This is a genomic window from Micromonospora sp. L32, assembly GCF_052068055.1.
GTDB lineage: Bacteria > Actinomycetota > Actinomycetes > Mycobacteriales > Micromonosporaceae > Micromonospora > Micromonospora purpureochromogenes.
This window is the reverse complement of record NZ_JBQHDD010000008.1, coordinates 155,242-167,243: the sequence shown is the minus strand read 5'-3', so window position 1 is coordinate 167,243 and position 12,002 is coordinate 155,242. Positions and strand designations below refer to the sequence as shown.

Here is a 12,002-nt window from a genome sequence, read left to right as displayed (position 1 = left end):
TGGCTGCCCGCACCGCGCGCCGGCGGTTCAGATGCGGCGCAGGTGCTGCGAGACCCGCGTGTGGCGCTCCCGCTCCTGCGCGGCCCGCTGCGAGGGGCTCAGCTCCGGGGCGGCGTCGATGGCGGCGGAACGGGCCACCTCGTTGCCGTTGGCGTAGTCCACCGGCGGCAGCGCGCGCAACGCCTTGAGCACCTCCGGCGGGGCGCCCTCCCGTTCCGCCTCGCGCACCACGTCGTCCTTCTCCGCCGGGTAGTCCAGGCTGGACAGGTACTGCAGGACGTCGGTGTAACTCGCCATGGCGTGAGCTCCCTCGCCGCCTCGATCCGGTCACGACCGGCGGCGGTTACCCGTCCGGCCCCGGGTCACGCGCCGACCGGCCAGGAAATCGGCGCCGTTTCCGACGCCGCGGGCCGGGTACCCGACCCGTCCGACCCGAAGGGAGCGCGCCCCGATGAACTACGACACCTTCGTCGACCAGGTCGCCCGGCGGACCCGGACCGGCTCCGAGCAGGCCGTGCGGCTGACCCGCGCGACGCTGGAGACCCTCGCCGAGCGGCTCACCGGCGGGGAGGTGCTCGACCTCGCCAGCCAGTTGCCCGCGCCGTTGCAGCTGGTCCTCAAGCCCGGCCCGAGCATCGAGGCGGCCCAGCGGTTCGGCGCCGCCGAGTTCGTCGCCCGGGTCGCGCAACGGGCCGAGATCGACGAGACCGCCGCCCGGGAGGCCGTCCGGGCGGTCTTCACCACCCTGCGGGAGGCGCTCACCGGCGGCGAGTTCGACGACGTGGTGACCCAGCTGCCGCGCGACTACCGGCAGATGGTGGAGCCGGCGCTCACCCCCGGCGGGAGCGTGCTGCGCCGCGCCTGAGCCGGGGGACGGGACGGCTCAGGCCACCGCGCCGGCGGCCCGCAGGGCGGCGACCCGCTCGGCGTCGAAGCCGGCCTCGGCCAGCAGTTCGTCGGTGTGCTCACCGGGTCGGGGCGGGGGCCGGCGGACGGAGGTCGGGGTCGCGGAGAACCGGGGCGCCGGTGCCGGCTGGGTCACCCCGGCGTGTTCCACGAAGGTGCCCCGCGCCCGCAGGTGCGGGTGCTCCGGCGCCTCGCGCCAGTCCAGCACCGGCGCCGCGCAGGCGTCCGAGCCGGCCAGCAGCTCGGCCCACTCGTCCCGGGTACGGGTGCGGAACAGCCGCGCCCACGCCTCGCGCAGCGCCGGCCAGTTGGCCGGGTCGTTCCGGTCGGGGGCCTCGTCGCCGGCGAGCGGGAAGCCGGTGAGCCGGACCAGTTCGTCGTAGAAGCGCGGCTCCAGGGCCCCGACGGCGAGGTGCCGCCCGTCGGCGCACTCGTACGTGTCGTAGAACGGCGCGCCGCCGTCGAGCAGGTTGACCCCGCGCGGGTCCTGCCACATGCCGAGCTGGCGCAGCGCGTGGATCTGGGTGCTGAGCACCGACACGCCGTCCACGATGGCGGCGTCGACCACCTGGCCGGGGGCGCCGGCCCGGACGGCGTGGAGGGCGGCGACGATGCCGAGGGCCAACATCATCCCGCCGCCGCCGAAGTCGCCGAGCAGGTTCATCGGCGGCACCGGGCGCTCCCCGGCCCGGCCGATGCCGTGCAGCGCCCCGGTCAGCGCCAGGTAGTCGATGTCGTGGCCGGCGGTGTGCGCGTACGGGCCGTCCTGGCCCCAGCCGGTCATCCGCCCGTACACCAGGCGAGGGTTGACCGCCAGGCACTCCCGCGGGCCCAGGCCCAGGCGTTCGGTCACCCCGGGCCGGTACCCCTCGATCAGGGCGTCCGCGCCGCGCACCAGGGCCAGCACCACCTCGCGCCCGGCGTCGGACTTCAGGTCCACCGCGACCGAGCGGCGGTTGCGGTTGAGCAGGTCCTCCGGGGGGCTGAGCAGGTCGGCCGGGGTGGTGCGGTCGACCCGGACCACGTCGGCGCCGAGGTCGGCGAGCATCATCGCGGTGAACGGGCCGGGGCCGATGCCGGCCAGCTCGACCACGCGTACGCCGGTGAGGGGGCCGACCCGGGCAGTGGGGGCGTCGTCGGTCATCGCGTCACCATAGGCCCACCGGCTTCCCACGTCCCACCCCCGACCCCGCCGATCGGTCGGCATCCAGCGGTTGACCAGGGCAACCAGGGCCGGCCGGACTTGGCGTACGCAGTGAGTTCGGCCTAACCTTGGCGCACGAGGGGAGTACTTCCCACGAACCATTCCGGTCAGTACGGCGGGCCCGGGCTCGCCTCGGGTGGTTGCCCGCGAAAGCGCGGGTGAAGGAGACCTCGAACATGGCACCGTGTTCGAGGAGGCTCCATGAGCGGATCGTCGTATCTGTCTGCCGCCGAGTTGTCGTCGGTGGGCTCGCCCACCCTCTGGGCGGTCACCATTGTCGGCGTGCTGGTCCTGCTGGTGCTGGACTTCCTGGTCACCCGGCGCCCGCACGAGGTGTCCATGCGGGAGGCGCTGGGCTGGTCGGCGTTCTACATCGCGCTGCCGTTGGCCTTCGGCGCCTGGATCTGGTCGCGGTTCGGCTCCCAGCAGGGCGTGGAGTACCTCACCGGTTACCTGGTCGAGAAGTCCCTCTCGGTCGACAACCTGTTCGTCTTCATGCTGCTGCTGGCCGCGTTCGCGGTGCCCGCGGCGCTGGCCCAGCGGGTGCTGCTCTACGGCATCGCCGGCGCGCTGGTGCTGCGCGCGGTCTTCATCGCCCTCGGCGCCGCCGCCCTGCAGACCCTCGACTTCGCCTTCCTGCTCTTCGGCCTCATCCTGATCGTCACCGCGATCAAGCTGCTGCGCGACGCCCTCTCCGGGCACGAGCAGGAGGTCGACATCAACAAGATGCGGTCGGTCCGGCTGCTGCGCAAGGTGATGCCGGTGGTCGACGACTACCACGGCACCCGGATGACCATCCAGCAGCACGGTCACCGGGCACTCACCCCGTTCGCCCTGGTCGTGGTCGCGGTGCTGGCCACCGACATCGTCTTCGCCGTCGACTCGGTGCCGGCCGTCTACGGCATCACCGAGGACCCGTACCTGGTCTTCGCCACCAACGCCTTCGCGCTGCTCGGCCTGCGCGCGCTCTACTTCGTCCTGCACGCCGCGCTGAGCCGGCTGGTGCACCTCAGCTACGGCCTGGCGATCATCCTCGCCTTCATCGGCGTGAAGCTCGGCCTGCACTGGGCGCACGGCATCTGGTTCGGCGTACCGGAGATCCCGACGCTGGCCTCCCTCGGCGTCATCATCGGCGTGCTGATCGTCGTCACCGTCACCAGCCTGCGCGCCACCCGCGACCAGGTCCCCGGCGAGCCGGAAGTCGTCTCCGAGCGGCGCTGACCCCTTCAGCCGGGGCGGGGGTACGGCCGAACGCCCCCGCCGGGGGTGCCGCCAGTGGTACGACTGACGGGTGGGAATCGTGTCACCGGGCTTCCAGGGCCGGCGCCGCTCGAGCGGGCCGGCCCTGCCGCCCGGGCAGTACCTGACGGAGGACTTCCCGGTGCTGTCGGCGGGTCCGACGCCGCGGGTGCCGGTGGACACCTGGGAGTTCGTGCTCGCCACCGAGACCGGCACCGAGTTCCGCTGGACCTGGGACGAGATGGCCGGGTTGCCGCAGGAGAACGCGACCGTCGACATCCACTGCGTCACCCACTGGTCCAAGCTCGGCACCAGCTGGCAGGGCGTCTCGCTGGACACCCTGCTCGACGGCGTCGACACCACCGCCCGGTACGCGCTGGCCCACTCCTACGGCGGCTACACCACCAACCTGCCCCTGGACGACCTGCGCGGCGGGCGGGCCTGGGTGGTGCACACGTACGAGGGCGGGCCGCTGCCGGCCGAGCACGGCGGCCCGGCCCGGCTGCTCGTGCCGCACCTCTATTTCTGGAAGTCGGCGAAGTGGGTGCGCGGCATCCGCCTGCTGGTCGACGACCACCCCGGCTTCTGGGAGACCGCCGGATACCACGACTACGGCGACCCGTGGCGCGAGCAGCGCTACGCCGGCGATTGAGCGCCCCGCTCTCCTGGCGGGTGGCCCGGCTGGTGGAACGCCGGGTCGAGACCCCGTCCGCGCACACCCTGGTCCTGGAGGCGCCGGGCTGGCCCGCGCACGTGGCCGGGCAGCACGTCGACATCCGGCTGACTGCCGAGGACGGCTACCAGGCGGCCCGGTCGTACTCGCTGGCGGCGCCGGCCGACGGCGACCGGATCGCGCTGACCGTGCAGCGGGTGGACGACGGCGAGGTGTCGCCGTACCTGCTCGACACCTACGCCGAGGGCGACCCGATCGAGGTGCGCGGCCCGCTCGGCGGGTACTTCGTCTGGCGCCCCGACGAGACCGCGCCGGTGCTGCTGGTCGGCGGGGGCTCCGGGGTGGTGCCGCTGATGGCCATGGTCCGGGCCCGGCGCGCCGCCGGCAGCCGGACGCCGTTCCGGCTGATCTACTCCGTCCGCACCCCGGCCGACGTGCTGTACGCCGACGAGCTGCGCACCCGGGCCCGCGACGACCAGGGCCTGGACGTGGCGTACGTGTACACCCGGGAGGCGCCCGACGGGTGGCGGGGCGCGCCGCACCGGATCGGCCTGGCCGACGTGAACACTCACGGCTGGCCGCCCGACCTCGAACCGCTCTGCTACGTCTGCGGCTCCACCGGCTTCGTGGAGACCGTGGCGGACCTGCTGGTGGGGCTGGGTCACCAGAGCCGGCGGGTACGTACCGAACGGTTCGGCCCCACCGCGTGAACGCCCGAGGAGGCCCGATGACCGATATGTCCTACGTGGACGGCAACATGCTCGACGGTCCGCTGCGCGAGTTGTTCGCCGTCGACCTGAGCCCCGCGACCTCACGTTGCCAGTCGTGCGGGTCGCTCGGCCCGCTGGCCGGGCTGCACGTCTTCTCCCACGCGCCCGGGCTGGTCGGCCGCTGCCCGGTCTGCTCCGGGGTGATCCTGCGGCTGGTCCGGGCGCCCGACCGGGCCTGGCTGGACCTGCGGGGCGCCACCTTCCTCGAGGTGCCGATGCCGGCCGAGCCCACCTACCACCGCCCGGGCTGAGGCCGGGAGGTCGGCACGTTCCGCTCGGGACCTAGGATTCCGGTTGGACACGACCCGCCGCCGGGACCAGAGTGGTCGGGCGTGAGATACCTGCGCAGTGCCGGCCCGGTCGGCATCCGACGCCCCCGTCCCGCCGACGAGGCCGAGTTCGTCGCCGCCGCCCGCCGCAGCCGCGACCTGCACCACCCCTGGCTGACCGCCCCCGACACCGCCGAGAAGTTCGCCGCGTACCTGGCCAAGGCACGCCGCCGCGACCAGCAGAGCTTCCTCATCTGCGACCGGCCCGGCGGCGGGATCGCCGGCTGCGTCAACATCAGCGGCATCATCATGGGTCCACTGCGCGGCGGCTTCATGGGCTACGCGGCGCTCCTGCCCTACAGCGGGACCGGGCACGCCTCGGCCGGCATCGGGCTGGTGCTGGCGCACGCCTTCGACACGTTGGGTCTGCACCGGGTGGAGGCGAACATCCAGCCGGGCAACGAGCCGTCCAGGCGGGTGGCCCGCAAGCTGGGCTTCCGGCTGGAGGGCTTCTCGCCGGACTACCTCTTCATCGACGGGGCGTGGCGCGACCACGAGCGCTGGGCGATCACCGCCCGGGCCTGACCGGTGCCCGGTCGGGAGGTTGCCACTGCGGCGACGCGGCGCCTGCGGGGCCGGCGTGCTGGTACGCCGGCCCCGCGAAGCGTGACAGAACCCGTCAGCTCCCCGGCCGGGGGAACGCCACCGGGCTGCGGTGGCCGTCCCGGTCGACGGCCCGCACGCCGAAGAAGACGTTGTCCTTGGACAGGTCCACGGTCACCTCGGTGACGTCGCCGACCGGGATCACCCGCTGCCACTCGGCGGCGGTGGTCTCCCGCCACACCACCTCGTACCCGGCCAGGTCCGGCTCGTCGCCGCGCTGCCAGCGCAGCGTGGTGTCGTTGGTGAGGTTGGTCGTCACGATGGTGGCGCCCTTCGGGGTGCCCGGCGCCTGGGCGAGCGACCAGAGCACCGCGCCGTTGACCAGGGCGACCCGGGTGATGTAGTCGAAGTCGCAGAACTCCGGCAGGTCCCCGTACTGCACGCCGTCGACCAGCCGGACGTCCTGGTGCTGGTGGGCGAAGTCCTCGTTGGGCTCGGTGAACCGGCCGGCCGGCCAGCCCTCGCGCAGGAACGAGATGTGGTCGCTGCCGCGCAGGTAGCGGTCCCGCCGGTAGATCACCCGCACCCGCATCCCGGTGGCGCCGTTCTCGGCGACGTCGCTGACGAACCGGGCGAGCTGCCGCGACGGGGAGTCGTTCTCCCCGCCGACCGACTGCCGGGTGCTCGCCTGCGCCGGGGTCTCCGCGGTCGGCACCCCTTCGGCGAAGAGCCGGACGGCGCGCGGGTCGCGGGTGCCGTCGTCGGCCGTGCTGGACCCGATGATGTCGTTGCTGAACATCCCCTGCACGTCGACGCCGGCGGCCTTGAGCTGCTTCGCCAGGTACGCCGAGCCGTACAGGCCCTGCTCCTCGCCGGCAACGGCGGCCAGGACGATGGTCGCCTCGCTGCGTCGGGTGGCCAGCACCCGGGCCAGCTCCATCAGCACCGCCACGCCGGAGGCGTCGTCGTCCGCGCCCGGGGCGTCGCTGACCGCGTCCATGACGTCGGTCGCGCGCGAGTCGTAGTGACCGGTGACGACGTACACCCGGTTGGGGCTGACGTCGCCGCGCAGGGTGGCGACCACGTTGGTGATCCGGGTGGCGACCGGGATGCGCGGGGCCGGCTCCTGCACGTAGGACTGGAGTTCCACGGTCATCCGGCCGCCGGAGGCGGCGGCGTACCCGGAGAGCTGCTCGAAGATCCAGTCCCGGGCGGCCCCGATGCCCCGGACCGGGTCGTCCTGGCGGGAGAGGGTGTGCCGGGTGCCGAAGGCGGCGAGCCGGCGGACGATGGCCTCGATCCGGTCGCGGTCCACCTCCCGCAGCAGGGCGCGCAGCTCGCGGTCCGGGGTCTGGGGTCGGGCCGGGTGGCCGGGCCCGGCGGGCCCGGCGGCCTGCGCCGCGGTCGGCCCGATGGTCAGCGGTACGGCGACGGTGGCGGCGGTCGCGACGGCGGAGGCGGACAGGAAGGTGCGGCGGGTGGACCTCGTGGGCCGGCCGCCGGTGCTCTCGTGTGCTCCCATGACGGCATCCTCGTCACCGGATGGGTGATCTGTCCATATCTATCGTCGTGGATCGTTCGGATTCACCCGGTGCGGGTGATGCCGGCCCACCTCGGCGTTCTTACGGTGGATGACATGCCTGCCGTGCGACCCACCCCGGCCGACCCCACCCCCGGTGTGCGCACCGAGGCCCGGGAGGCCGGCAACCAGCGGGCCATGCCGCCCGAACTCGGCCCCGGCTCGCTCGCGGTGCTCAGCGGGCCCACCTTCATGTACTCCGACCAGAGCGGTGACGTGCCGCCGGGCAGCATCGGTGGCCTGGTGCACCTGGACACCCGACTGCTCAGCGGATGGGTGCTCACCGTCAACGGCGCCCGGCTGCTGGTGCTGCGCGCCGAGACCATCGACCACTACTCGGCGCAGTACGTGCTGACCAACCCCGAGCTGCCCGGCCTGCCCCCGGACAGCATGGGCATCCGGCGGCTGCGCTACGTCGGCGACGGCTTCCACGAGCGGGTGGAGATGTTCTCCTTCCGGCCGGAACCGGTCCGGGTGCAGCTGCGGCTGGCGGTCGCCGCGGACTTCGCCGACCTGTTCGAGGTGAAGTCAGTCGTGCGGGACCGCTCCGCGCGCATCACCCGCGACCACCAGCCCGGCGAGCTGTGCTTCTCCTACGCCGGAGACGGGTTCGGCGCGGAGACCCGCGTCCGGTGCTCGGTGCCCGCCGACCGGCTCGAGGGCGACGAGCTGGTGTGGGACTTCACGCTGCCGTCGCGCGAGGGCTGGAAGGTCGACCTGCACGTGCCCCTGCCGCCGGGGCTCGGCGTGGTGGAGCCGGTCCGGGGCGACATCGCCGACGTCATCCACCGGCGGGCGGACGACCCGCTGCGCCGGTGGACGGTCGAGCGGGCGGTGCTGACCAGCGACAACCCGGCGTTGGAACGGACCGCCCGGCGCTCCCGGGACGATGTGTCGGCGCTCCGACTCGACCTGGAGGTCAAGGGACAGCGGATCATGCTGCCCGGCGCCGGGCTGCCCTGGTTCCTCACCGTCTTCGGCCGGGACACCCTGATCACCGCTTACCAGACCCTGGTCGCCGGCCCGGCCCTGGCCAAGGGGGCACTGCTCGGGTTGGCTCGGCTGCAGGGGAACGAGTGCGACGACTTCACCGACGAGGAACCCGGCAAGATCCTGCACGAGGTGCGCAGCGGCGAGCTGACCCGCACCGGCACGAAGCCGTACGGGCCCTACTACGGCACGGCCGACGCCACCCAGCTCTGGCTGATCCTGCTCTCCGAGTACTGGCGGTGGACGCGCGACGACGAGACCGTCCGGATGCTGCGCGAGAACGCGCTGGCCGCGCTGCGCTGGATCGACGAGTACGGCGACCGGGACGGCGACGGCTACGTCGAGTACGCCACCCGCTCGCCGGAGGGGCTGGGCAACCAGTGCTGGCGGGACTCGCCGGACGGGGTCTGTTTCGCCGACGGGCGGATCCCCGTGCTGCCGGTGGCCACCTGCGACCTGCAGGGCTACACGTACGACGCCAAGATGCGGCTCGCGGAGCTGGCCGACTGGCCGTTGGCCGACCGGGGCCTGGCCCGTCGGCTGCGCGCCGACGCGGCGGACCTGTACGAGCGGTTCAACCGCGACTTCTGGATCCCGGAGCGGGGCGGCTACTACGCGGTCGGCCTGGACGGCGACAAGAACCGGATCGACTCCAAGACCTCGAACATGGGGCATCTGCTGTGGAGCGGCATCGTCCCGCCCGATCGCGCGGAGGCGGTGGTCCGCCAGCTGATGTCCGACGACATGTTCTCCGGCTGGGGCATCCGTACCCTGTCCCGGGAGGAGCGGCTCTACAACGCCCTCGGGTACCACCTCGGCACGGTCTGGCCGCACGACAACTCCCTGGCCGCGCTCGGCCTGGTCCGCTACGGCTACCGCGAGGAGGCCAACCGGATCTGTGTGGCCCTGATCGAGGCCGCCGAGCAGTTCGACTACCGGCTGCCCGAGGCGATGAGCGGGTTCGACCGCGAGCGCCTGCTCTTCGCCGTGCCGTACCCGACCGCGTGCAGCCCACAGGCGTGGGCGGCCGGCACCCCGCTGGCGCTGATCCGGGCCATGCTGGACCTCCAACCCGTGGACGGGCGGCTGACGGTGAACCCGGACATCCCGCCGGAGATCGGACGGATCGCCAGCGAGCGGATCCGCGCCTTCGGCCACTGCTGGGAGATCGAGGCGGTGGGGCGCAGCGGGTACGTCCGGCTCAGCGCCGCCTGACCGACCCGCGCTGCCGCCGCGCCGGTCGCTGCCCCGGCCGCGCTGCCGCCCCTCAGGTCGCTGCCCCCGGCGCGCTGCCGCCGTGCCGCCACGCAGGTCGCGGCCCCGGCCGGCACGTTTGTCGGGCGGGTCGACGGGAACGGGAGCGGGCATGACGAAACCTCGTGTGGTGATCGTGGGGGCCGGGTTCGCCGGTTACCACGCGGCGAGAACGCTGAGCCGGATCGCGCGCGACCGGGCCGAGATCGTGCTGCTCAACTCCACCGACTACTTCCTCTACCTGCCGCTGCTGCCCGAGGTGGCGGCCGGGGTCGTGGAGCCGAGGCGGATCTCGGTGCCGCTCACCGGCACCCTCCGCGGCGTGCGGGTCGTCGTCGGCGAGGCCGACCGGGTCGACCTGCAGAACCGCTGGGTCGGCTTCACCCAGCCCGAGGGCGACCAGGGCAGGATCGCGTACGACCGGCTGGTGCTCGCCGTGGGCAGCGTCAACAAGCTGCTGCCGATCCCCGGGGTGACCGAGTACGCGCACGGCTTCCGCGGCCTGCCCGAGGCCGTCTACCTGCACGACCACGTGATCCGCCAGCTCGAGCTGGCCGAGCAGGCCGAGGACCCGGCCGAGCAGCGGGCCCGGTCGACGTTCGTGGTGGTCGGCGCCGGCTACACCGGCACGGAGGTCGCCGCCCACGGGCAGCTCTTCACCGACGCGCTGCGCCGCCAGCGGCCCCGGCTCAACGTCCGGCCCCGCTGGATGCTGCTCGACGTGGCAGCCCGGGTGCTGCCCGAGCTGGACAAGCGGATGTCCGACACGGCCGATCGGGTGCTGCGCCGGCGCGGCGTCGACGTGCGGATGGGCACCTCGGTCGCCGAGGCCACCGCCGACGGGGTGAAGCTCACCGACGGCGAGTACGTGCCGACCTGCACGCTGGTCTGGTGCGTCGGGGTACGCCCCGACCCGTTCGTCGCCGAGCTGGGACTGCGCACCGAGCGGGGCCGGCTCGTGGTCGACGAGTACCTCAGCGTCCCCGGGTTCCCCGAGGTGTACGCCTGCGGCGACGCCGCCGCCGTGCCGGACCTGAGGCGGGCGGGGCAGATCTGTGCGATGACCGCGCAGCACGCGCAGCGGCAGGGCAAGCTCGCCGCGCTGAACATCGCCGCCTCGTACGGTCACGGCAGGCGCAAGCCGTACAAGCACTACGACCTCGGCTGGGTGGTCGACCTGGGCGGTAAGGACGCCGCGGCGAACCCGCTGAAGGTGTCCCTGTCCGGGTTGCCGGCCAAGGCGGTCACCCGCGGCTACCACCTGCTGGCGATGCCCGGCAACCGGACCCGGGTCGGGGCGGACTGGGTGCTCGACGCCGCGCTGCCCCGCTCGGCCACGCAGCTCGGGCTGGTGCCGGCGCACGCCGTACCGCTGGAGAGCTCGTCGCCCGAGGTGCCGGTCCGGCGGTGACCCCGCCCCGCCCGGCCGACCTCAGCGGTCGGCCGGGCCGGCCCGCGGATCGGTCGGAGCCGGCAGCTCGCGGTCGCCGGTGGGGACGAACTCCCGCAGCAGGATCTGCCCGATCCCGGCCGCCGGGATGGCCAGCAGCGCACCCACCAGCCCGGCCAGCTCGACGGCGAGCAGCACGCTGACCAGCACGGTCAGCGGGTTGAGGTGGACCGCCCGGGCCAGGATGACCGGTTGCAGCAGGTGGTTCTCCACCTGCTGGTAGACGACGAAGAAGACCAGCACCACCACGCCCGCGGTGGGGGAGTGCAGGAACGCGGCTCCCGCCGCGACGATCGCGCCCAGGGTCGCGCCGACCAGCGGGATCAGGTCCGCGACCGCGACCAGCAGCGCGATCACCGCGGCGAACGGCACCCCGGTGAGGAGCAGCACGAGGTACGTCAGGACGCCGCAGATCAGGCTGATCAGCAGGTTCCCGCTGAGGTAGCCGGTGATCGTGCGGGCGCTTTCCCGCCCGATCCGGTGCAGCCGCCGCGCCGGTCCGTCCCCGACCAGACCGAGCACACTGCGGCTGATCCGCGGTGCCTCCAGGACCATCAGGTACGCCAACACGATGATCGTCAGCAGGCCGGCGACGGTCTCCGCCACGCCCCGGACCAGCCCGACCGCCGGCTGGCGCAGCTGCCCGCCGTACTGCTGGATCTGGTCGGAGTGCTGCCGGGCGTACCCGAGCAGCCCGACGCGTTCCAGGAACTGGCCGAGGGGGCCGCGTCCGGCGCGGGCCTCCCGCAGCAACGCCGGGGCCCGGTCGACGAAACGGCCCAACTCGTCCAGCAGCGGCACCAGGATCAGCGCGGCCACCCCGGCCAGCAGGACGAAGGCGGCGAGGAAGACCAGCAGCGTGGCCAGCGCCCGGCGCCGCACCAGCCGGCGTTGCAGCAGATCGACCAGCGGCGCCAGCGCCACCGCGAAGAACGCGGCGATCAGGATCCAGACGAGGATCCGCCGGGTGACCCACAGCAGCGCCAGGCCGAGCGCCGTGGCCAGCACCAGGCCGATGACGATCAGTGAGCTGCGGGCGGTGGACCGGTCGTCGGCGGTGCTCAT

At 73.5% G+C, this 12,002-nt stretch carries 12 protein-coding genes; 8 read left to right on the top strand and 4 right to left on the bottom strand.

The window, feature by feature from the left end; genetic code table 11:
* Positions 1-27: 27 nt before the first annotated feature.
* Positions 28-297 (bottom strand): DUF2795 domain-containing protein, encoded by a 270-nt coding sequence (locus ACTMTB_RS22715; protein ID WP_210777755.1) that lies wholly within the window; start codon positions 295-297, stop codon positions 28-30.
* 154 nt (positions 298-451) lie between these two features.
* Between ACTMTB_RS22715 and ACTMTB_RS22710 the strand changes: the two genes are divergently transcribed.
* The gene (locus tag ACTMTB_RS22710) at positions 452-865 is read left to right on the top strand and encodes a DUF2267 domain-containing protein (RefSeq protein ID WP_441148265.1); all 414 of its coding nucleotides are present in this window, start codon (positions 452-454) and stop codon (positions 863-865) included.
* A gap of 18 nt (positions 866-883) precedes the next feature.
* Here the strand turns inward: ACTMTB_RS22710 and ACTMTB_RS22705 are convergent, their stop codons facing one another.
* Positions 884-2,050, bottom strand: coding sequence for a CaiB/BaiF CoA transferase family protein (locus tag ACTMTB_RS22705; protein ID WP_441148264.1), 1,167 nt, complete (start codon positions 2,048-2,050; stop codon positions 884-886).
* A gap of 261 nt (positions 2,051-2,311) precedes the next feature.
* On the opposite strand from ACTMTB_RS22705, the gene ACTMTB_RS22700 reads away from it, so the two are divergent.
* The 5 genes from ACTMTB_RS22700 to ACTMTB_RS22680 all read left to right on the top strand — a co-directional run bounded on the left by ACTMTB_RS22700 (position 2,312) and on the right by ACTMTB_RS22680 (position 5,646).
* Positions 2,312-3,331, top strand: a complete 1,020-nt coding sequence (locus ACTMTB_RS22700; RefSeq protein ID WP_441148263.1) for a TerC/Alx family metal homeostasis membrane protein — start codon at positions 2,312-2,314, stop codon at positions 3,329-3,331.
* Between the two features lie 79 nt (positions 3,332-3,410).
* Positions 3,411-4,001, top strand: coding sequence for a sulfite oxidase-like oxidoreductase (locus ACTMTB_RS22695; protein ID WP_441148367.1), 591 nt, complete (start codon positions 3,411-3,413; stop codon positions 3,999-4,001).
* The gene (locus tag ACTMTB_RS22690) at positions 3,998-4,732 is read left to right on the top strand and encodes a ferredoxin reductase (RefSeq protein ID WP_441148262.1); all 735 of its coding nucleotides are present in this window, start codon (positions 3,998-4,000) and stop codon (positions 4,730-4,732) included. Before ACTMTB_RS22695 ends, ACTMTB_RS22690 begins: the two co-directional genes overlap by 4 nt.
* A 17-nt stretch (positions 4,733-4,749) precedes the next feature.
* Positions 4,750-5,043, top strand: a complete 294-nt coding sequence (locus ACTMTB_RS22685) for a DUF6510 family protein (RefSeq protein ID WP_357614762.1) — start codon at positions 4,750-4,752, stop codon at positions 5,041-5,043.
* A gap of 81 nt (positions 5,044-5,124) precedes the next feature.
* Entirely contained in the window at positions 5,125-5,646 is a 522-nt protein-coding gene (locus ACTMTB_RS22680) for a GNAT family N-acetyltransferase (RefSeq protein ID WP_441148261.1), read from the top strand.
* Between the two features lie 94 nt (positions 5,647-5,740).
* Here the strand turns inward: ACTMTB_RS22680 and ACTMTB_RS22675 are convergent, their stop codons facing one another.
* Complete coding sequence (locus tag ACTMTB_RS22675) at positions 5,741-7,186, bottom strand: M20/M25/M40 family metallo-hydrolase (RefSeq protein ID WP_441148260.1); 1,446 nt, start codon at positions 7,184-7,186, stop codon at positions 5,741-5,743.
* Positions 7,187-7,300: 114 nt separating this feature from the next.
* On the opposite strand from ACTMTB_RS22675, the gene ACTMTB_RS22670 reads away from it, so the two are divergent.
* Positions 7,301-9,448 carry an amylo-alpha-1,6-glucosidase gene (locus ACTMTB_RS22670; protein WP_441148259.1) on the top strand — a complete coding sequence of 716 codons (2,148 nt, stop codon included), beginning with the start codon at positions 7,301-7,303 and terminating at the stop codon, positions 9,446-9,448.
* A gap of 151 nt (positions 9,449-9,599) precedes the next feature.
* Positions 9,600-10,898 (top strand): NAD(P)/FAD-dependent oxidoreductase, encoded by a 1,299-nt coding sequence (locus ACTMTB_RS22665; RefSeq protein WP_441148258.1) that lies wholly within the window; start codon positions 9,600-9,602, stop codon positions 10,896-10,898.
* Positions 10,899-10,919: 21 nt separating this feature from the next.
* Here the strand turns inward: ACTMTB_RS22665 and ACTMTB_RS22660 are convergent, their stop codons facing one another.
* Positions 10,920-12,002 (bottom strand): AI-2E family transporter, encoded by a 1,083-nt coding sequence (locus ACTMTB_RS22660; protein ID WP_441148257.1) that lies wholly within the window; start codon positions 12,000-12,002, stop codon positions 10,920-10,922.